General features: G+C 65.3%; 18 protein-coding genes. 6 read left to right on the forward strand and 12 right to left on the reverse strand.

Annotated elements, in window-relative coordinates; all coding sequences use genetic code 11:
- Nucleotides 1–288 precede the first annotated feature (288 nt).
- The 11 genes from flgL to flgB all read right to left on the reverse strand — a co-directional run bounded on the left by flgL (nucleotide 289) and on the right by flgB (nucleotide 11,288).
- The gene (gene flgL / locus IM543_18855) at nucleotides 289–1,518 is read right to left on the reverse strand and encodes a flagellar hook-associated protein FlgL (GenBank protein ID QOY93586.1); all 1,230 of its coding nucleotides are present in this window, start codon (nucleotides 1,516–1,518) and stop codon (nucleotides 289–291) included.
- 33 nt (nucleotides 1,519–1,551) lie between these two features.
- Entirely contained in the window at nucleotides 1,552–3,516 is a 1,965-nt protein-coding gene (gene flgK, locus IM543_18860; protein QOY93587.1) for a flagellar hook-associated protein FlgK, read from the reverse strand.
- A 161-nt stretch (nucleotides 3,517–3,677) separates the two neighbouring features.
- Nucleotides 3,678–4,649 (reverse strand): flagellar assembly peptidoglycan hydrolase FlgJ, encoded by a 972-nt coding sequence (flgJ, locus tag IM543_18865; protein QOY93588.1) that lies wholly within the window; start codon nucleotides 4,647–4,649, stop codon nucleotides 3,678–3,680.
- 18 nt (nucleotides 4,650–4,667) lie between these two features.
- Nucleotides 4,668–5,777 (reverse strand): flagellar basal body P-ring protein FlgI, encoded by a 1,110-nt coding sequence (locus IM543_18870; GenBank protein ID QOY93589.1) that lies wholly within the window; start codon nucleotides 5,775–5,777, stop codon nucleotides 4,668–4,670.
- 8 nt (nucleotides 5,778–5,785) lie between these two features.
- Nucleotides 5,786–6,439, reverse strand: coding sequence for a flagellar basal body L-ring protein FlgH (locus IM543_18875; GenBank protein QOY93590.1), 654 nt, complete (start codon nucleotides 6,437–6,439; stop codon nucleotides 5,786–5,788).
- A gap of 14 nt (nucleotides 6,440–6,453) precedes the next feature.
- Nucleotides 6,454–7,236: a flagellar basal-body rod protein FlgG gene (gene flgG / locus IM543_18880; protein QOY93591.1), complete on the reverse strand. Its 783-nt coding sequence runs from the start codon at nucleotides 7,234–7,236 to the stop codon at nucleotides 6,454–6,456.
- Nucleotides 7,237–7,300: 64 nt separating this feature from the next.
- Nucleotides 7,301–8,041, reverse strand: coding sequence for a flagellar basal-body rod protein FlgF (flgF, locus tag IM543_18885; protein QOY93592.1), 741 nt, complete (start codon nucleotides 8,039–8,041; stop codon nucleotides 7,301–7,303).
- Between the two features lie 115 nt (nucleotides 8,042–8,156).
- A complete protein-coding gene (locus IM543_18890) occupies nucleotides 8,157–9,686 on the reverse strand; it encodes a flagellar hook protein FlgE (GenBank protein QOY93593.1) in 1,530 nt (509 codons plus the stop codon).
- Between the two features lie 42 nt (nucleotides 9,687–9,728).
- The gene (locus IM543_18895; GenBank protein ID QOY93594.1) at nucleotides 9,729–10,442 is read right to left on the reverse strand and encodes a flagellar hook assembly protein FlgD; all 714 of its coding nucleotides are present in this window, start codon (nucleotides 10,440–10,442) and stop codon (nucleotides 9,729–9,731) included.
- 14 nt (nucleotides 10,443–10,456) lie between these two features.
- The gene (gene flgC, locus IM543_18900) at nucleotides 10,457–10,858 is read right to left on the reverse strand and encodes a flagellar basal body rod protein FlgC (protein QOY93595.1); all 402 of its coding nucleotides are present in this window, start codon (nucleotides 10,856–10,858) and stop codon (nucleotides 10,457–10,459) included.
- A gap of 13 nt (nucleotides 10,859–10,871) precedes the next feature.
- Nucleotides 10,872–11,288 (reverse strand): flagellar basal body rod protein FlgB, encoded by a 417-nt coding sequence (gene flgB, locus IM543_18905; protein ID QOY93596.1) that lies wholly within the window; start codon nucleotides 11,286–11,288, stop codon nucleotides 10,872–10,874.
- Nucleotides 11,289–11,446: 158 nt separating this feature from the next.
- On the opposite strand from flgB, the gene flgA reads away from it, so the two are divergent.
- The 4 genes from flgA (at nucleotide 11,447) to IM543_18925 (ending at nucleotide 14,724) form a co-directional block, all read left to right on the forward strand.
- The gene (gene flgA, locus IM543_18910) at nucleotides 11,447–12,145 is read left to right on the forward strand and encodes a flagellar basal body P-ring formation protein FlgA (GenBank protein ID QOY93597.1); all 699 of its coding nucleotides are present in this window, start codon (nucleotides 11,447–11,449) and stop codon (nucleotides 12,143–12,145) included.
- Between the two features lie 125 nt (nucleotides 12,146–12,270).
- The gene (flgM, locus tag IM543_18915; GenBank protein ID QOY93598.1) at nucleotides 12,271–12,597 is read left to right on the forward strand and encodes a flagellar biosynthesis anti-sigma factor FlgM; all 327 of its coding nucleotides are present in this window, start codon (nucleotides 12,271–12,273) and stop codon (nucleotides 12,595–12,597) included.
- A gap of 6 nt (nucleotides 12,598–12,603) precedes the next feature.
- Nucleotides 12,604–13,086: a flagellar protein FlgN gene (locus IM543_18920; GenBank protein ID QOY93599.1), complete on the forward strand. Its 483-nt coding sequence runs from the start codon at nucleotides 12,604–12,606 to the stop codon at nucleotides 13,084–13,086.
- A gap of 909 nt (nucleotides 13,087–13,995) precedes the next feature.
- Nucleotides 13,996–14,724 carry a hypothetical protein gene (locus tag IM543_18925; GenBank protein ID QOY93600.1) on the forward strand — a complete coding sequence of 243 codons (729 nt, stop codon included), beginning with the start codon at nucleotides 13,996–13,998 and terminating at the stop codon, nucleotides 14,722–14,724.
- 533 nt (nucleotides 14,725–15,257) lie between these two features.
- On the opposite strand, the gene IM543_18930 is transcribed toward IM543_18925, so the two are convergent.
- Entirely contained in the window at nucleotides 15,258–17,924 is a 2,667-nt protein-coding gene (locus tag IM543_18930; GenBank protein ID QOY93601.1) for an EAL domain-containing protein, read from the reverse strand.
- A 183-nt stretch (nucleotides 17,925–18,107) separates the two neighbouring features.
- Here IM543_18930 and IM543_18935 point away from each other — a divergent pair, with 183 nt between their 5' ends.
- Both IM543_18935 and IM543_18940 read left to right on the forward strand, forming a co-directional pair.
- Nucleotides 18,108–19,166, forward strand: a complete 1,059-nt coding sequence (locus IM543_18935) for a peptidase M35 (GenBank protein ID QOY93602.1) — start codon at nucleotides 18,108–18,110, stop codon at nucleotides 19,164–19,166.
- A 216-nt stretch (nucleotides 19,167–19,382) separates the two neighbouring features.
- On the forward strand, nucleotides 19,383–20,510 hold the full coding sequence (locus tag IM543_18940) for a peptidase M35 (protein ID QOY93603.1): 1,128 nt from the start codon (nucleotides 19,383–19,385) through the stop codon (nucleotides 20,508–20,510).
- Nucleotides 20,511–20,543 lie beyond the last annotated feature (33 nt).

Genomic DNA, 20,543 nt, shown 5'->3' on the forward strand with positions numbered 1-20,543 from the left:
CGGAACTATGTTTGTGCAAATGTATCTGTGTATGAAGGTGCTCAGCAGTTAAAGCCTCATCCATGGCGAACGCGGACGGCGCCAACAAAAAAGCCGGCTGACGCCGGTAATGCCGTTCCGTTAGCGTAAAAATGTAGGGTGGTCGGCTTCGCCGACCGCGCGTTCAAGTCACTAATGCACTGTGGCAGAGCACAATGTAGTTGAATGCGCGGCCGGGAAACCCGGCCACCCTACGCTTAACTGAACGGCATCAGGCTGACGCCGGCTCTTTGCGGGTGCGAGAGGGGCTTACAGGTAGTTGAACAGCGACAGTCCCGACATCGTCTTGAACGACATCTGCGCCGCCTGCAGCGTGGTCTGCTGCATCGAGAAATCCGAGATCGCCTTGACCATGTCGAGGTCCTGCAGGTCGCCCAGGGTCGCCGCGTACTGGATGTCGAGATCGTCGCCGGCGCTGTCGAGGTAGTCGAGTTCCTTCATGTGCGCGCCGACCGAGGCCTGCACCGTCAGCACGTTGTCGTGGGCCGATTTCAGGTTGTCCAGCGCCGTATTCAGGCCATTGGTCAGCGCTGCCTTGCCGCGCGAGCCGTCGGCCGGGGCGCGCAGCGCCGCGATCAGGTCGGTCACGGTGGAAAACACCGATTGCTTCTCGCTCGGCTTGGCGGTGAAGACGTCGCCATTGGCCGGTTCGCCCTTGATGTCGAAGCTCAGGCCGCCGAAGCTGATCGTCTTGCCCGCCTCGTAGGCGACGGCGGTCTGGCCCGGGACCGGCACGTCGGTGCCGGTGCTGGTATCGACCACGCTGTAGGTGGTGACGGCCGGGGTGCCGCTCACCGCGAAACTCAGCTTGTAGTCGCGCCCGGCATTGGCCAGGGCACGGTCGGTCACCGAGCCCGATGAAATGATGGCGGCGCCGATGTTGCCCGGATCGGCCCGGGTCTGGAACGTGCCGTTGCCGGTCGGGTTGTTCTCGAATATCGCCGCGCCCGAGGCCGACAGCGGGATCTTGCGCGAGGCCCCGACCTGCAGCTGGCGCTGGCCCTGGTCGCCCTGGTAGGCCGCGCCGCCGGGGGTGCGGGTGAAAGGCTGGGTGGTCGCCATGTAGCCCGAGAACAGGAAGCCGCCGCTGCCGTCGGTGGTGTTGGCCACGCCCAGCAGGTCTTCCAGGCGCCCTTCCAGTTCGGTGGCCAGGGCTTCGCGGTCTTGCGGCAACATGGTGCCGTTGCCGGCGTTCACCGCCAGTTGCTGGATGTCCTGCAGCAGGCTGCCGGCATTCTGCAGGGCGCCTTCGACCATCGACAGCGAAGAGCGCGCGCTGGCGCGGTTGGTGGCGAACTGGGTGTTCATCTCCTTCGACTGGCTCACTTCCAGCGCCCGCGCCGAGGCCACCGGATCGTCGGCCGGGCTCAGGATACGGCGGTTGGTCGACAGCTGGTTCTGGGTGCGCGCCAGGGCGCTCTGCAGCGTGTTGAGCTGGGAGGTGGCGTTGCCGTAGATCGACAGGGTACTGATGCGCATGAATGCCTCTTGGTCGTTTTAGTTCGCCGATGCTCAGCGGCCGATCGACAGCAGCGTGTCGAAGATCGTGCCGGCAATCTGCATGACCTTGCCCGCGGCCTGGTAGGCCTGCTGGTACTTGATCAGGTTGGTGGCTTCTTCGTCCAGGTTGACCCCCGAGACGTCGGCGGCGGTGGCCTTGGCCTGGGTCAGCAGCGCCTCGGCGGCGTTGCCGTTGACCTGCACCTCGCGGGTCTTGTTGCCCACCGTGCTCACCAGCTGCGCGTACGAGGACTGGATCGTGGCGGTGCCGTTGTTGAAGATGTTCCTGGTCTGCAGGTCGCCCAGCAGGCCGATGTTGCGGGTGTCGCCCACGCCGCCGCCGTTGCCGGCGATGGTGAAGCTGTCGCCGTCGCCCGGCGCGCCCGTCATGGTCACGCTGACGCCGCCAAAGGTATAGGTCGAACCGGCGGCGAAGGCCACGCTGGTGGCCGGCGCCGGGTAGTTGGTCACGACGCCGGCGCTGTCCTTGACGCTGACCGCGGCGCCCGACGGGAAGCCGCTCAGGCTGCCGCTGGCGCCATCGAAGGCCAGGGTCACCGGCAGCGCCGGGGCGCCCGCCAGGAAGTCCTTGTCGACCGTGCCTTCGCTGATCCTGGCGGTGCCGGTATTGCTCACCGGCGCGCTGGTGGCGATCGGCGCGGCGGCGGCGATGCTCGCCACGTCCTTGACCAGCACGTTGAAATTGGCGGCGCCGCCGATGGTCGGGCGCACCAGGAATTCGTCGTTCTTGGCGGCCAGGCCGGAAATCGTGAAGTCGACCCCGTCGATACTCATGGTGGTGCCGGACGCGCTGTAGGGCGTGACCGCGGTCGACTTGTTGTCCGACAGGCGGATCACGTTGTAGTTGCTGCCGTCGAACTCGACCTTGTAGTCGCTGTCCATCAGCTTGCTCGGGTCGCTGACGACCGCCTGCACCGCCGTGGTGCTGGACAGCGCGTTGTTGATGTTCTTGCCCACGTAGGCCGGCGCCACGCTGAAGAAATCCTTGCCGGCCACGCCGTTCTGGTCCAGGCCCAGCCTGTGCTGGGCATTGAACTCGAAAGCCAGGCCGATCGCGACCTTGCCCAGCGCGCTCTGGGCGGGGTCCAGGGTCTTGCTGCGGAATTCGAGCGCGCCGCCCAGGGTGCCGCCGGACAGGGCGTTATCGGCCAGCACGGTGACCTTGCTGCCGGTGACATAGCCCACCTCGATGCGGGTCAGGTCGGTCGGCGACTTGCTGGCCGCCAGCTGGAAGGCGCGCTGCCCCACCACCAGCGGCTGGCCGCTGCCGATCGAGACCGTCAGGCTGTCGTTATCGCCAGGCATGACGGTGGCCTTGACCTGGGTATTCAGTTCCATCACCAGCTGGTCGCGCTTGTCGAGCAGGTCGTTCGGCGCGCGCTGCTGGGCGGCGGCAAAGCTGCCGATCTTGTCGTTCAGGTCGGCGATCTGCTGGGCGTACGAATTGATCACCGTGACGCTGGTCTGGATGGTGCTGTTCACGCCTTCGCGGATCTCGCCCAGGCGCGCGTCCAGGGCCTGGAAGCGCGTGGCCAGGGTGTCGGCGCTGGACAGCATCGACTGGCGCGACGGCACCGAGGCGCGGTTGGCGGCCATGTCCTGCACGCCCTTGAAGAAGGTCTGCAGCGAGGGCGACAGGCCGGCGGTCTGGTCGGCCAGCAGGTTGTCGATCTGGCTGATCTGGGCGTAATAGGAATCCAGCCCGCTCTTGCTGGCCTGGGCGTTGCGCACCTGTACGTTGAGGAATTCGTCGCTGTAGCGCTTGATCTCGGCAATCTGGGTGCCGGTCCCCTGGAAACCGACGCCGGTATCGAGCATCGGGCCGGTGGCCTGCACCACCACCTGGCGGTTGTAGCCGGCCACGCCGGCGTTGGTGATGTTGTGGCCGGTCGTGGCCAGGCCTGCCTGTGCCGCGAACAGGCCGCTCTTGCCAATGCTGAGGAGGTTACCGGACATGTATTTTTCCTTCTTAACGGTTCAATCTACGGCAACAATTCCGAAAACTGTAGGGTGGGCGGATCTTCCGCCCACGCGTTCACATCACGGCAATGTTGTCTTCGCGGCTATTCCATTGCTGGCTGGACGCGCGGTCGGCGAAGCCGACCACCCTACGAACTTCATGCCAAGGAATGCTTGATGATGCGGGTCAGCTTGGCCGCATACATCGGATCGGTGGCGTAGCCGGCGCGCTGCAGGCCCTGGGCGAAGGCCGCGGCATCGCCGCCGCTGTCCAGCACCTTCTCGTAGCGCGGGTTCTTGGCCAGCAGGTTGGCGTAGTCCTTGAACGAGTCGGCCGGCGTGTCGTAGGCGCGGAATTTCTCCACCTTCCGATGGGCCACGCCGTTGACGTATTCGGTGGTGACGGCGGTGGCGACCTTGCCCTTCCAGCCAGGGCCGGCCTTGATGCCGAACAGGTTGTTGCTGTTGCTGCCGTCGGCGTTGCGGATCATGCGCTTGCCCCAGCCGCTTTCCAGCGCCGCCTGGCCGAGCATGAACTTGGCCGGCACGCCGGTGGCGCGTTCGGCCTCGGCGGCGTGGGCATGCAGCTTTTCCTGGAACGCGCGCACATGCGGCGCCTGGACGCGGCCGCTGTCGGTCGTCAGGGGCAGCGCCGGCGCGCCCGGCTGGGTGGCGCCGGTCCTGATCATGGTCGCCGCATCCATGCCCGGACGCATGCTGCCGTCGAGCGGCGCCAGGGCCGAAGCGGCGGCGGCCGCCTTCCCCGCCGCATCGGCCAGGCCTGCGCCGTCGGCGCCGATGGCCAGCGCCTGGGCGCCCATCTGGTTCGCCGTCAGCTGGCGGGTCAGCACGTCGGCCAGGCCCATGCCGCGCTTGGCCAGGTTCTGGCTCAGCTGCTGGTCCAGCATCCCGGTGAACATCTTGGATTGCTGGTTGTCCATGATCCCCTCTTGCGGGGTGGCGTCGCGCATGCTCTTCATCATCATGTTGATGAACATGGCTTCGAACTGCGTGGCCGCCTCCTTCAGCGCGGCGGGCGAGCCGTTCCTGGCGCCTTGCTTGAGTTCGCCCAGGCCCTTGGTGTCGAGGGCGAACTTGCTGGTGAGGTCAGTGGAGGGAGAGCCGATCATGGGAATGGGTAACGCTTATTAAATGATCTCGAGTTCCGCGCGCAGCGAGCCGGCGGCTTTCAGGGCCTGCAGGATGGCCAGCAGGTCTTGCGGGGTGGTGCCGATCGCATTCATGGCTTTCACCACTTCGGCCAGCGACGCGCCGCCCTTGATCATCAGCACGCGGCCCGGATCCTTCTTGATGTCGACCGAGCGGTTCTGGGTGACGACGGTGGCGCCGAGCGAACCCGGCTTGGGCTGGCTGACATCCGTTTCGCTGCCCACGGTCACGGTCAGGTTGCCGTGCGAGATCGCGCAGCTGTCCAGCATCACGGCCTGGTTCATCACGACCGAGCCGGTGCGGGCATTCATGATCACCTTGGCCGAGTCCCTTGCCCGATTCACGTCGATGCTTTCCAGCTGGCCGATGAAGGCCACCCGCTGGTCGCTCGAGGACGGGGTGCGCACCCGGATCACGCGGCCGTCCAGGGCGGTGGCGACGCCGGCGCCGAACTGGTCGTTGACGGCTTCGACCACCCGCGCGGCGGTCGAGAAGTCGGTCTGGTTCAGCTCCAGGCGGATCTGGTTGTCCGCGCCCAGGTTCGAGGCGACGGCGCGCTCGACCGTGGCGCCGGCCGAGATCTTGCCCACCGACAGGTGGTTGACCTGGACCTGGGCGCCGCCGGCCTGGGCGCCGACGCCGCCGACCAGCACATTGCCCTGGGCCATGGCGTACACCTGGCCGTCGGCGCCGTGCAGCGGCGTCATGAGCAGGGTGCCGCCGCGCAGGCTCTTGGCGTTGCCGATCGAGGACACGGTGATGTCGATGGTCTGGCCCGGCTGGGCGAAGGCCGGCAGCGAGGTCGTGACCATCACCGCCGCGACGTTCTTCAGCTGCAGCTGGGTGCCGGGCGGCAGGTTGACGCCCTTCTGCTGCAGCATCGCCTGGATCGACTGCACGGTGAAGGGTGTTTGACTGGTCTGGTCACCTGTGCCGTCCAGGCCCACGACGATGCCGTAGCCAGACAGCTGGTTCTGGCGCACGCCGGCGATGCTGGCGAGGTCCTTGATGCGCTCGGCCTGGGCCAGGGGTGCGGCGCCCACGAGCAGCGCGGCAAGGACGACGATCGACGAGAATTTGGTACGCATGACAATCCTTAGAACGGCAGCATCGACTGGAAGAAGCGCGAGAACATGTTGCTCACCTCGGCGCGGTCGACGCGGCTGTTGGTACGGTATTCGACGCGCGCGTCGGCGATCACGGTCGAGGACACGACGTTGCCCGGCTGGATGGTATCCGGCGCGACCATGCCCGAGAAGCGGATGAACTCGATGCCCTTGTTCATGGCGACCTGCTTTTCGCCGGCCACGATCAGGTTGCCGTTGGGGAGCACTTCGGTGACCGTAACGCCGAGCGTGCCGGTGAAGTTGTTCGAGGCGCTCTGGGTGTCGGCGTCGGCAAACTTGTTCGCGCCTTCCAGCGCCACCCCGGCGCCCAGACGCGCCTGCAGCGGACCCGGCACCGAGAAGCTGGCGCTGCCCGACTTGCTGCCGGTGCTGGCGCCCGACTTGCCGGCCGAGGTGCGCTCGCTGATGTTCACCGTCAGCAGGTCGCCGATATGGCGCGCGCGGCGGTCTTCGAACATCGGGCGGTAGCTGTTGGCGTTGTAGATGGCGCCGTCGTTGGCCGGCGCGGTCTGCACCAGCATCGGACGGCTCGACGTCGGGCCCTGCACGATGGTGCTCGGGGTGGTCGAGCAGCCGGCCATGGCGACCAGCGCGGCGGCGGCGAAGAAGGAAGTCGGTTTCATACGCAGGGTCTTGATTACAGCTGGGCCAGTTTCTGCAGCATCTGGTCGGAGGTGGTGATCGCCTTGCTGTTGATCTCGTAGGCGCGCTGGGTCTGGATCATGTTGACCATTTCCTCGACCACGTTCACGTTCGACGATTCGACATAGCCCTGCATCAGCACGCCGGAGCCGTTGGTGCCCGGCACGTTCAGGTTCGGGTTGCCGGAAGCGCCGGTTTCGACGTACAGGTTCTCGCCGCGCGACTCCAGGCCGGCCGGGTTGATGAAGGTGGCCAGCTGCAGCGAACCGACCTGGGTCGGGCCCACCGCGCCCGGCAGTTTCACCGACACGGTGCCGTCGCGGCCGACGGTGATCGATTCGGCATTGGCGGGAATCGTGATGGCGGGCTGGACGACGAAGCCGCTGGCGGTCACCAGCTGGCCGTTCTGGTCGGTCTGGAAGGAGCCGTCGCGGGTGTAGGCCTGGGTGCCGTCCGGCAGCAGGACCGGGAAGAAGCCCGAGCCGTTGACCATGACGTCCTTCGAATTGCCGGTCAGCTGGGGATTACCCTGGGTGAAGATGCGCTCGGTGGCGACGGTGCGCACGCCGGTGCCGATCTGCAGGCCCGACGGCAGGTTGTTCTGCTGCGAGGACTGGGCGCCGGGCTGGCGCACGTTCTGGTACAGCAGGTCCTCGAACACCGCGCGGGAGCGCTTGAAACCACTCGTGCTGACGTTGGCGAGGTTGTTCGAAATGACGTCGAGGTTGGTCTGCTGCGCTTCGAGGCCGGTCTTGGCGATAAACAGCGAACGGATCATGGGATTCTCCTAAATGCGGCAGACGAGGTCCGCCACGTACAGGAGAATTATGCTGGAGCAACTATCAATTCAAAGCGAGGATCTGGGTGGCTTTCGCCGCGTTATTCTCGGCGTTCTTCAGCAGGCTCATTTGGGTTTCGAAGGAGCGGGCCAGGCTGATCATGCTCACCATCGAATCGACCGCGCTGACATTGCTGCCCTCGAGCGCGCCGCCGGCCACGCGCACGGCCGCATCCGGCTGGGCGGTGCCACCGTCGCGCAGGCGGAACAGGCCGTCGTCGCCGCGCACCATGTCCCCTGCCGGCGGATTGACCAGCTTCAGGCGGCCCAGGATGTTGCTGGCCGCCGGCTGGTCGGTGGTGGAGATGGTCGAGATGGTGCCGTCGCCGCCCACCGTGACGGTGGCGTCGGGAGGAATCGTGATCGGGCCGCCCTCGCCGGCGATGGTGGCGCCATTGGCGGTGGTGAGCAGGCCGTTCTGGCTGGTCTGCAGGGCGCCGTTGCGGGTATAGGCTTCGGTGCCGTCCGGCATCTGCACCGCGAGCCAGCCTTCCCCCTTGATGGCGACGTCGAGATCGCGCCCGGTCACCTGCAGCGCGCCCGGCGTGAAGTCGGCCGCCGCGGTCGAATTCACCACGAAGGCGCGCGTCGGCAAGCCTTCGCTCTGCACCGGCACCGCGCGGAACACGTCCAGCTGGGCGCGAAAGCCGGTGGTGTTGACGTTGGCCAGGTTGTTCGAGGTGGTGGCCTGCTGTTCCAGGATGTGCTTGGCGCCGCTGGCGGCGGTGTAGATCAGGCGGTCCATCGTTATTTCTCCATTTTCGGCTGCGCGACGGTCGGCTGGACGCGCGGTCGGCACAGCCGAGCACCCTACGTAGGGTGCTCGGCTTCGCCGAGCGCGCGTTCAACTCAGGTATGCATTAGCGCAGGTTCACCAGGGTCTGCATCACCGAATCCTGGGTCTTGATGGTCTGGGCATTGGCCTGGTAGACGCGCTGCGCGGTGATCATGTTGACCAGCTCCGCGGTCAGGTCGACGTTCGAGCTCTCCACCGCCGACTGCTGCAGCACGCCGAAGCTGCCCGAGTTCGGGGTGCCCAGCAGCGGCACGCCCGAGTTGGCCGACTCGGCCCAGGCGTTGTTGCCTAGCGGCTCCAGACCATTCGGATTGGTGAAGTTGGCCAGGATCACCTGCCCCAGCGGCTTGGTCTGGCCGTTGCTGTACTGTCCCAGGATGGTGCCGTCCTGGCCGGTGGTGAAGCGCTGCAGGTTGCCGGCCGCATAGCCGTCCTGGACCAGCCGCTTCTCGCTGGTGGCGGTGCCGTACTGGGTGGTGCCGTCGTAGTCGACGGTGAGCGGCATGGTCAGTTCGGAACCGGTGGACGGATACACCGGCAGGGTCACGGACAGCTTGCCGGCGTCGGTCGACAGCACCTTGTTCAGGCCGCCGTTCGCGTCGAACACCAGCTTGCCCACCGGGACCGCCGGCACCTTGATCGCCTTGGCCATGGCGGCATCGATCTCGTCCGGCGTGCCGCCCGGGACCGCCGCGGCGTTGGTGGCGGCGTCAGCGATCTCGGTCTGGTTGGCGGCGGTGGCGCCGGCGCTGCCGGCGGCGGCCGACACCAGGCCGGAGGCGGCGCTGGCGTAGGCGCCCAGGGCGGCGGCGATGGTGGCCGGCACCGGCGGCACGGCCTTGGTCGCGGCTTCCCAGTTGGCGCGGGCGGTGGTCGCGGCGGCGCCGCCGGCGCCCTCGGTGGCGGCGGCCACCTTGAGGGCGGTGATCTCGGTGCCGTCGTTCGCGGCGTACACGTCCCAGCTGCCCGGACCGGTCCGCACATAGAAGGTCGACAGCACGTGCGCGTTGCCGAGCGTGTCATACACGCTCATCGGGGTCTGCTTGTTGTAGGTGGTCGGATCGTCCGCGCTGAACGGCGCATTCACCGGGTTCTGGCTGCGCGAGTCGAGGTTCAGCTCCATCTGCACCTTGGCGGTCGTGACCGGGGCCAGGTCCGAGGTATCGATCTGCAGCGGGGTCGGGGCGCCGGCCACCAGCTGGCCGCTCGCGCTCAGGCCATAGCCGGTGAGCTTGGCACCTTGCGCATTCATCAGGAAGCCATTCTTGTCCAGCGAGAACTGGCCGTTGCGGCTGTACTGCACCACGCCCGAGGCCTCGGTGCGGAAGAAGCCGGCGCCGTTGATGGCGATGTCGAGCGGGTTGTTCGAGGCTTCGACATTACCCTGGGTGAACTGCTGGGCGATATTGGAAACCTTGACGCCGATGCCGGCCGAAATGCCGCCGGCGCCGTTCAGCGAGCTGGCATAGACGTCGGCGAACTGCGTGGTCGAGCCCTTGAAGCCGACCGTGCTGGCGTTGGCGATGTTGTTACCGATGACGTCGAGGGATTTGGCTGCGCCGTTCAAGCCGCTCAGGCCTTGCTGGAAAGACATGGTGTACTCCTGATGAATTAACTACGAAGTAAGCGGCTCGGCTTACAGCACTTGTTTGATATCGGCCATGGTGACGGCGCCCTTGACCGGCAGGTTCAGCTTGATGCCGTCCTTGCCGTTGGTGGTGACGCTGGCCACGCTGTCGAAGGACAGGGTGCGCGCATCCGTCAGGGCCTCGCCGCCGCGGCTCGCGACCACCTTGTAGGTGTAGCTGCCATCCGGCAGCGTGACCGGTTTGCCGTCGGCATCCAGATTGGTCGAGTCGGGCACGCCGTCCCAGGCGATCGGCACCACCCCGGCTTCCTGGGCGCCGAGCTCGATCGTGGCCACCTCCTTGCCGGTGGTGCTGCTGGTGATCACGACCTGCACCTTGTCGGCGGCGCTGTCGAGTTCGACGCCGAGGATGGACTTGCCGCCGCTCAGCTGGGTCTGGTAACCCTCGACCAGCACGCCATGGCCGATCAGGTTGGTCGCCTGCATCGCTTCGGACGACTGGTAGCTGCTCTTCAGGGATTCGAGCGTGGCATTGAGCTTGTTGACGCCGGTGACGGTCGAGAGCTGGGCCAGCTGGCTGGTGACCTGGGCGTTGTCGAGCGGGTTCAGCGGATCCTGGTTCTTGAGCTGGGTGACCAGCAGGGTCATGAACTTGTCGGTGTCGGCCTGGACGCTGTCGACCTCGGCCTTCTTGGTGTTCATGGTCGACATCAGGTCGCTCACGTTGCTGCTGGCGCCGGTGGTGTTGTTTACGGTGGTCATGATGGCTTATTCGATTATTGACCCAGGGTCAGGGTCTTGAGCAGCATGGTCTTGGCCGCGTTCATGGTCTCGACGTTGGTCTGGTAGGAGCGCGAGGCCGACAGCATGTTGACCATCTCGTCCACCACGTTCACGTTCGGCATCGCCACATAGCCTTTTTCGTCGGCCATCGGGTGCTTGGGATCGTAGACCTGCTTGAGCGGCGACGGGTCCTCGACCACTTCGCGCACGCGCACGCCGGTGGCGCCGGACTGCTGCGGCACGGCCTCGAACACGACCGCCTTGGCGCGGTAGGCTTCGCCGCTGGGGCTGGTGGCGCTGTCGGCGTTGGCCAGGTTGGAGGCGACGGTGTTCAGGCGCTGCGCCTGGGCGCTCATGGCCGAACCGGAGACATTGAAGATATTAAAGAGCGACATGGTGGCTTACCCCTTATTGACCCTGGATGGCCGCCAGCAGGCCCTTGATCTGGTGGTTGATCATCGTGATGCCGGCCTCGTAGCGCAGCGCGTTGTCGGCGAACTGGTTGCGTTCCACGTCCATGTCCACGGTATTGCCGTCGACACTGCCCTGCACTTCGCCGCGGTACAGCACCGGGGTACCGTTGGCCAGCATGTCGCCGCCCGCGGCGCCGCGGCCGATGTGGCCGGCGGTGGTGGTGGCCAGCGGACCGGATGCGCCCTTGCCGGCCAGCGCGCCCTGCAGCGCGCTGTTGAAATCGATGTCGCGCGCCTTGTAGTTCGGGGTATCGGCGTTGGCGATGTTCGACGCCAGCAGTTCCTGGCGCTGGGCGCGCAGGGACAGGGCCGTTTCGTTGAAACTCAGGTACTGGTCGATCTTGCCGATCATGCCGCCTCCTGCTGGACACTTGTTGGGACAGGACCGATGATACGGATCGGCAACACTTCCCAATCGATCGATAAAGACCGCCAAACCCCGGCTATTCAAAGTTTCACACAAGAATCATGCTGCCTAAAATGGCAGCATCTACCTTCTCCATCGGTCCCATGAAACGCATTTTCGCTACCCTGCTCATCCTGGCCGCGCCCTATGCAAGCGCGCAGCAGCCGGTCAACCAGGGCCGCCAGAACCTGCCCGCCCTGCGCAAGGTCGTGGAACAGTACCTGCACACCCAGACCGCCGGCCTGCCGGGCCAGGTCACGGTCAAGGTGGGCCAGGTCGATCCGCGCACCAGCCTGGCCGCCTGCCCGGCGCCGGAAGCCTTCCAGCAGCCGGGCGCGCGGGCGTGGGGAAAAACAACGGTCGGGGTGCGCTGCAGCGCGCCGTCGCCCTGGACGGTGTATATTCAGGCCACCGTCAACGTGATGGCCGAGTACGTCGCGGCCGCCGTGCCCCTGGCCCAGGGCCAGCCGGTCGACGCCGGCCAGCTGGTCATGATGCGGGGCGACATTGCCGCCATGCCGAATGGCATCATTACCGACATGGCCCAGGCCCTCGGCCGCATGCCGACCGCTTCCCTGCCCGCCGGCACGCCGCTGCGCCTCGATACCCTGAAGTCGCGCCCGGTCGTCCAGCAGGGCCAGGCCGTGCGCCTGGTCTCGAAGGGCAGCAATTTTTCGGTCTCGGGCGAAGCGCGCGCCATCAGCACGGCGGGCGAAGGCCAGGTGGCGCAGGCGCGCACCCAGTCGGGCACCGTCGTGAGCGGCACCGCGCGCGCGGGCGGCATCATCGAAGTCGCGATCTGAGCCCGGCCCGGCAGACTCGCCTATTTTCATCCGGACGCCCTTTTCTGCGCTAAAGTTTGTGCAATCCTTGCCGATACACGATGCAGATCCCGGAGTTTCCGCTCCGAACAGAGAAGGATGATGCTGTGAAAATCAACGATACCCTCAAGAGCAACCCAGGCCTTCAGCCGACCAACACCAACGGCGCCGCGAATGCGCGCGGCGCCGACAAGGCCGCGACCACGTCGACCACCGTGTCGACCCCGTCGGCGGCGACCGACAGCGTGCGCCTGTCCTCGGCCGGCCAGGCCATGGCCAGCGCCGTGGCCGGCAACAACCAGGTGTTCGACACCAAGAAAGTCGAGCGCATCAAGATGGCCATCGCCGATGGCCAGTTCCAGGTCAACTCCGAGAAAGTCGCCGACGGCCTGCTCGACACCGTGCGCGACCTGCTCCATTCCCGCAAGCGATAAACCTTCATGCCCACCAGCCCCGTCCTGAGCCCGAACGCTACCGTCCCGCAAGAACAGCAACAGCTCAGCGCCCTCATCGCGCTGATGAAACAGGAACAGCAGCTGCTGGTCGCAGCTGACGCCGACGGGCTGGCAACACTCACTCCCCGCAAGAACGCCCTGCTGCAGACGCTGGCCGAACTCTCGGCCCAGCGCCACGCGGCGCTTCTCGCCGCCGGCTGCGAAGCCTCGGAAGCCGGCATGGAACCCTGGCTGGCCGTGGGCGGCAACGCGGATGCGCGCGCCCAATGGGAAGCCCTGCTCGGGCTGGCGCGCGAAGCCAAGGAACTCAATCGCATCAACGGTATGCTGATCAACAAGCAGCTGGCGCACAACCAGGGCGTGCTCAATGCCCTGCGCATGCCGGCCGGCGCCGAGGCGGGCGGCGTCTACGGCGCCAGCGGCCAGGCGCTCGGCAGCGGGCCGTCGAAGCGCTACGTGATCGGCTGAACAGGCGATACACCAGGAACAAGGGCCGCATACGCGGCCCTTGTCGTTTGGCGCCCGAGGCTCAGCGGGCCTTGTGGCGGCGTGCCGCACCACGAGCAGTGAAGGAAGCCAGCATGTCGGCTGCCTGCTTCTCGTTCATGCTCGGTTCGCGGCCCACGAACTTCCCGGCGTGCAGCATCGCGTAGGTGCTTGGCGCGAGCGCCTTGCAAAACCTCCATGGTCGCGTTACAGCGCCTCGCCGTACAGGCCTACTGTCTTCGTCGCTGCGTCGGCGGCTGCATCCCTTGTCCTGAAGGTTTTGTCGGGCGCTCCAAGTCCTTGCCCGATTGCGCTTCCAGATAGTCGCTTTGCATAAAGATGCATCAAGGCGAATATTCGCATCGCATTAAATTTGTAAATACCCATGTGACATTGCTTTTGAATTGCCTAGCCAATAGCATTACACAAACTAATAGCTTAAGGCGCAAGGGTTATGGGAGTCATCGACAAGCCGATCAGTATCGACAGCCTGGATTGCGGCGACTCGCTCTTGACGTGCAACGGCGTCAAGTTCAAAGCAGATAACGCGACGGTAGCGCTGCTTACAAGTCTGCAGGAAGGCGATTCGCTATCCGATGCCCATTCCACATACCTTGCCAATTCGACACATACAACATTCCGATCGATCGCCTGATGGAGCGTTTGCGCGAGCCGCCAGCGGAGCAGACGAAAATGGGATTTCCATGGCTTTGGGCTCGCTTCAAGCTATTGCCCGCAAATGCCGGCAAGCTCATCGTGTGGCCCGTACGCTGGATATTCCAGCCACGGACATTTCCGATGATTTAACACTGCGGCGCTGCCCGATTCAAGATAAAAACTTTCGCGCGGCGCCGCAACGACGGCTTGCAATTTCGTTTCCAAGAATTTTTCATGCAACGACTATTCATCCTATTGTTCGTTCTTTTTGCTGCAAGCGGGATCCCAAAAGCGCAGGAGCTTCCTTTGGACACCGAACCCGCACAGGAAGCGTCCGGTATCCCGCAGACCGTTGTGATAACGGCTCATCCAATCAGGCAGAAGGGTGCGCCTTACCGCTTCTTGAAAAATTTCCTGGATTTGTACGCGAACGCCGGCAATCGTGAATCACCCGACCTGCGTGCGTCCTTGGTATGGATGGACAAGCGCCCTGACCAGCATTTAGTCCTTACAACGGAGCAAGGTAAGCAAGCGATTCCGGTAGATCAGTACGGCTTTTTCGCGCTTCCTGCCCATGACGATTCAGCTGAAACTCGCGTTCAGGCGGAAGACGGACTTGGTCTGGGCGTGCGCCTGGGATTGAAGATCAAGCTGCCGTTTGCGCAAGACTTCGATCTTCGAACAATGCGTCGGCTTGTCGCGCAAGGAAACGCAATACGCAGGCATCTTCCGTGGTATATGAAAATCGCCCAGTTCGGCCGCACCGGCGCCGAATACGCAGGGATACGCCTTTGCTTTTCCTCCGCAGCGACGGGCGTACTCATCGACGGGCACCGTTTGCCATCCGAGGACAGCGGATGCGTGAACCTGTTGATCCAGAATATCACCGGGCCGGAACACGGCATATTTACCTTTGAAGCTCCACCTGTCTTTGCAGAACTTATTGCAAATACAAAAACCTGACAGTAAATTGGCGCGACCATCTCCTGAATGCGCACGCTGATGCTCAAAAGTTGCTTGATAGCTAGTATGTTTTCCTTTGCAGTCGCTGAAGGCCACTGCATGGGAACCGATGATCACTCCGCATCAACGCTCAGCGAGCGTGCCAGACGAGATGCGGCCAGATTGTCGTCCGACCTGGACGATCGAATCGACGCTGACCATGCGAAGGCATTCCAACTTTCCGATCGGTTTGCAACGGCCATTTCAGCAGCTTTCCGCCAGCGCGGCCCGGTAAGACCCCAGGAATATGTGTTGAACGACGGAAGGCGGGCGACTCGCCTGGCAGGTCCCCTTGGCGCCTATTGCGTGACCACCCTGCCGGTTTGGAGCGTCCTTGCCAACCCGTCGCGAGGCGCAAGCGCCGATCGTCTAGTGCGCATTGCTTGTCCGAGTTCCGATTTGCCCGGTGCCGAGTGAGCAGTGTGCTGATCGGCACGACCAGGCCGGTCTCTTTTCTCCAGCAAAGAAGGAGCGAGACAAGCTGACGAATTGCCTCAAGCCGCCGCCCCTGCCAGCATCGCCGCAATCTTCTGCGCTTCCACCGGCCGGCTGAAGCAGTAGCCCTGCATCTGGTCGCAGCCGTGCCGCTGCAGAAAGGCCAGTTGCTCGCTGGTCTCGACGCCTTCCGCGATCACGTTCAGCTTCATCGAATGCGCCAGCGCGATCACGGCGTTGACGATGGCGGCGTCGTCGGCGTCCTGGGTCAGGTCCATCACGAAGGAGCGGTCGATCTTGAGGCTGTGGATCGGGAAGCGCTTCAGGCTGGCCAGGCTCGAGTAGCCGGTGCCGAAGTCGTCGATCGCCAGCTGCACGCCCATCGCGGCCAGCCGGCCCATGGTCTCGGTGGCCGCGGCCGGGTTTTCCATCAGCACGCTCTCGGTGATCTCGAGCGTCAGGCTGGCCGGATCGCAGCCGGTTTCGTCGAGCAGCGCGGCGACGCGCTGGGCCACGTCCTGGCCCAGGAACTGGCGTGCCGACAGGTTCACGCTGATGCGCACGGGCGGCAGCCCGGCGCTGCGCCAGGCCACCTGCTGGCGCATGGCGGTGGCCAGCACCCAGTCGCCGATCGGCACGATCAGGCCGGTCTCCTCGGCCAGCGGAATGAACTCCGCGGGCGAGACCATCGGCCGGTCTTGCGGCTGCCAGCGCAGCAGGGCTTCCACCCCGGTCACCCGCCCGCTGCCGATCTCCACCACCGGCTGGTAATGCAGCAGGAACTCGTCGCGCTGCAGGGCGCGCTGCAGCGCCCCTTCCATGCGCAGGTGCAGCGATGCCTGCTCGCCCATCTCGGCGGTGTAGAACGAATAATGGTTGCCGCCCTGCCCCTTCGAGCCGTACATGGCGCTGTCGGCGTTCTTCAGCAGGGTGGCGGCGTCCAGGCCGTCGCGCGGATACATCGCGATGCCGATGCTCCCGGACGGGAACACCTCCTGGCCGCACAGGGCCAGCGGCTGGAACAGGTTGTCGAGCAGCTTGCGCGCCACCTTGGCCGCGTCTTCCTGCCCCGCCAGGTCGGGCAGCACCACCACGAATTCGTCGCCGCCCTGGCGCGCCACGGTGTCGCTCTCGCGCAGGCTGCCGGACAGGCGGCGCGCGATCTCGACGATCAGGGCGTCGCCGGCATCGTGTCCGAGGCTGTCGTTGACGTGCTTGAAGCGGTCCAGGTCGATGAACATCACCGCCACCTGGCGCCCGGCGCGGTGGGCATGCATGATGGCCTGGCCCAGGCGGTCCTGCATCAGGACCCGGTTCGGCAGGCCGGTCAGGGCGTCGTGGTTGGCCAGGCGCAGCAGGGCTTCCTCGGCCTGCTTCTGGCGCTGGATATCCTTGATGACGCAAATGAAGCGCTGGTTGCCGTTCACGTCGCGCATGCTCGACACGTTGACGCTGACCCAGACCCGGGCGCCGTCACGCCGGATCAGGCGCTTTTCGCGCTGGTAGTCGCTGATCTCGCCGGCCTTCAGGCGCTTGATCAGGGCCAGTTCGTCCGGCAGGTCGTCGGCACAGGTGAGCTGCTGGAAGAAACGCTGCAGCAGTTCGATCTCGGAATAGCCGAGGATCTGCGACATCTTGCTGTTGGTGCGAAGCACGCGGCCGTCGCCGCCCAGCAGGGCAATGCCGACTGCCGCCTGGTTGAAGGTGAGCCGGAAGAATTCCTCGCTTTCCTGCAGGCGCATGCGCGCCTTGCGGCGGAAGGTGATGTCCTGGCCGATCAGCAGCAGCATGTAGCTGCCGTCCTTGCGGGTGCGGCGGATGTTGAAGTCGACGTAGCGCACGCCGTCGGCGCGGGCGTCGAGCGTGACCAGCACGTTGTCGTGCGGCGCGCCCGAGGCCAGCGCCTCGGCCGCGCGATTCGCCAGCTCCGGGCTGGGGATCAGGTCTGCCAGCGCCGGTTCCTGCTCGAGCAGCAGGTCGTCGGGCAGTTCCAGCAGGCTGGCCATCATGCGGTTCATCGAGCGCGCGCGCAGCCCCGCGTCCACGACCACCAGGCCGGCCGGCATGGCGCCGATGACCTGCTCCAGGTAGTTCTGGTTCTGCAGGCTGCTGCGCTGGCTGGCATGGGAATAGGTGTCGAGCGCCAGGCCCATGTCGAAGGCGACGATCTTCTGCACCGCGTCCATGGCGGCGTGGTAGCGTTCCGGCTGCCCCTGCAGGCGGCGGCGCAGCATGCCGGCCAGCTCCGAGACGTATTTGCGGTAGGCCCCGATGTACCACTTCTGATCGAGCCCGATGCGCTGGTGGGTGGCGCCCACGCGCAGGCGCTCGCGGATGTAATCCTCGTCGTAGTGGCCGGCCGTCAGGCTGCTGAAGTAGAGCGCCTGCACATGCCGCAGGCGTGCCTCGGCGCCGTCGCCCAGCATCGCGCGCAGCTTCGGAAACGACATCAGGTGCGCATAGAAACGGTCCGAGAACGCATCGCGGTGGCATTCGAGCAGCGCGTGCACGTCGCGCAGCGCGTCGATGTCGGCGTCGGTCAGCTCCAGGAAGGCCTTGCGCTCCGCCACCTCATCATGGTCGAGTCCGATTTCGCGGGCGAGATCGTCGACGAAGTCCGCCGGGCCGCTCACGATGAGGCTCCCACACGTGCGAGACGGGATCGTTGCTGGATGATCATGGGCGGCCTGCGGAATGATGGGATGTTTACGAGAGGAATAAGTCATTGCATGATAGCAATCGGGCCTCCGTGAATCGAGCAAATGTTCACCAATACTCACATCTGTTGCGGATTAGCCATAGCGCCAGTGTGGTTTTGTTGCCCGTTGTAAATAGACGCTTGGGATTGCTCAAGATACGGGCACGGGGGCGGCGCACAGTAGGCTGATCGCCATCTTCCGGAGCCTGCCATGCACCGCCACGCCCTTCGTCTTGCCCTGCCCGCCCTGTTGGCCTTCTCCGCCCTGCCCGCGCCGGCGCAGGAGGTCAGCGTGACGATTGCGCCGCTGCGCGACCGGTTCGCACGCAGCGACGACGTGCTGGTGCGCGTCACCCTGCTCAACAACAGCGGCACGCCCCAGTTCCTGCTCAAGTGGCATACCCCGGTCGCAGGTATCGAAGCGCCGCTGTTCGAGGTGCAGCGCGACGGCCAGCCGGTACGCTACCTCGGCATCAAGGTGAAGCGTCCCGCCCCCGGCCCGGACGACTACCTGCGGCTGGAGCCGGGCGCCTCGGTGAGCAGCACGGTCGAGCTGTCGGCCCTGTACGACATGAACGTGACCGGCCCCTACCAGCTGCGCTACCGCACCGCGTCGCCCGGTCTGTTCGCCGGCGCCGGCATGCGCCCGGTGCCCGGCGCGCTGGCCTCGAACCAGGCCGGGATCTGGATCGAGGGCCGCCTGCCGCGCGGCAGCAAGCCCCCGGCCAGGCAGGCCGCCGCGACCGGCGCCGGACTCGAGTTCAGCAAGTGCTCCAACGCGCAGCAGGAACAGCTGGGAGCGGCGGTGGACGCGGGCCGGACGATGACGGTCGACGCCCACGCCTACCTGGCCGCCGGCGCCGGCGGCGCCCGGTACGGCGCACGCTACGGCACCTGGTTCGGCGCCCTGGATGCCGGGCGCTCCGCCACCGTCAACAGCAATTTCAGCGCCATCCGCGACGCCTTCGAGACCAAGCCCCTGAAGATCGATTGCGGCTGCAACGCCGACTACTTCGCCTACGTCTACCCGGCCCAGCCCTACACGATCTATGTCTGCAAGGCCTTCTGGACCGCGCCGCTGACCGGCACCGACTCGCGCGGCGGCACCCTGCTGCATGAGCTGAGCCACTTCGACGTGGTGGCCGCCACCGACGACCATGTGTATGGCCAGCAGGGTGCGGCCGAGCTGGCGCGCACCGACCCCGCCCGTGCGGTGCGCAACGCCGATTCGCATGAGTACTTCGGCGAGAACTCGCCGCCGCAGCAATAGATGGAAAAATGCGCTAGCACTTGTCTACACAAATTGCCAGCGCACGATTGCCCGTTTTTGCGTTTTATTGACACTTCACAAAAATTGTCACGCTTTCGCTGAATCAACTTTACACATGTTCATGTTTCCGTAAATATGAAGTTGAGCTATCCCAATGTCTGCGGGGTTACTCAATAAGGCTGAGATAAAGCCGCATAAAAATTTTTCATACGGAGAATGAATATGAGCTTGAAAGGCATCTGGAAGTCGGCATTGGGCATGGCTGCGCTCGCGGCAGCCTGCAACGCGGCCGCCGCGCCGAGGGGCGTGGCGGTGAGCGTGATCCCGGAAAAAACCACGCTCGGGCAGAACGACGACGTGGTGGTGCGGGTCACCATCACCAACAACTCGGGCGCGCCGCAGTACATCCTGAAGGCGCGCACTCCCTTCGCGGGCATCGAGGAGGCGCTGTTCGACGTCCGGCGCGACGGCCAGCCGGTGGTCTACCTCGGCGCCCACATCAAGCGCGCCGCCCCGACCGCGGACGACTACTTCGTGCTCAAGCCGGGCGCCTCGCACAGCGTCAAGGTCGAGCTCTCGGCCCTGTACGACATGAGCGTGAGCGGCGATTACCAGATCAGCTACCGGCAGGTCTCGCCGCAGCTATTCCTGAACACGCCGGCGGCGAACGGCCGCAGCGGCGCCGCCGCCGCCTTCGATGCCGACCAGGACCTTGCCACCCTGGTGTCCGCACCGGCCTCCGTCTGGATCGACGGCCGCGTGGCGCGCGGCCAGAAGTCGCAGGTGATGCTCGACATCGAAGCGATGAAGCAGGCCGCGGTCCAGCCTTCCGCCGGTGGCCTGAGCTTCAGCAAATGCACCACCACCCAGCAGACCACGATCACGCAGGCCATGTCGGCCGGCTCGAACATGGCGAGCAACAGCGACGCCTACATGCAGCAAGGCGCGATCGGCAGCCGCTACACCAAGTGGTTCGGCGCCAACGACGCCGGCCGCGTGGCCACCGTCAAGTCGCACTTCGCCGCCATTAAGGACGCCTTCGCGAACAAGCCGGTGACGGTGGACTGCGGCTGCAAGAAGACCTACTACGCATACGTGTATCCGACCCAGCCGTACAAGATCTATGTCTGCAAGGCCTTCTGGTCGGCGCCGCTGACCGGCACCGATTCGAAAGGCGGCACCCTGGTGCACGAGATGAGCCACTTCAACGTGGTGGCCGGTACCGATGACCACGTGTACGGCCAGTCGGGCGCGGCCAGCCTGGCCATCAGCGATCCGGCCAAGGCCATCGACAACGCCGATTCGCACGAATACTTCGGCGAGAACACCCCGGCGCTGAACTGAGTCGTCCGCAACAGCGAACGGGCCGGCATTTGC

Origin of the sequence: Massilia sp. UMI-21 (assembly GCA_015277795.1) — a bacterium.
In the GTDB taxonomy this organism is placed as follows: domain Bacteria; phylum Pseudomonadota; class Gammaproteobacteria; order Burkholderiales; family Burkholderiaceae_D; genus Telluria.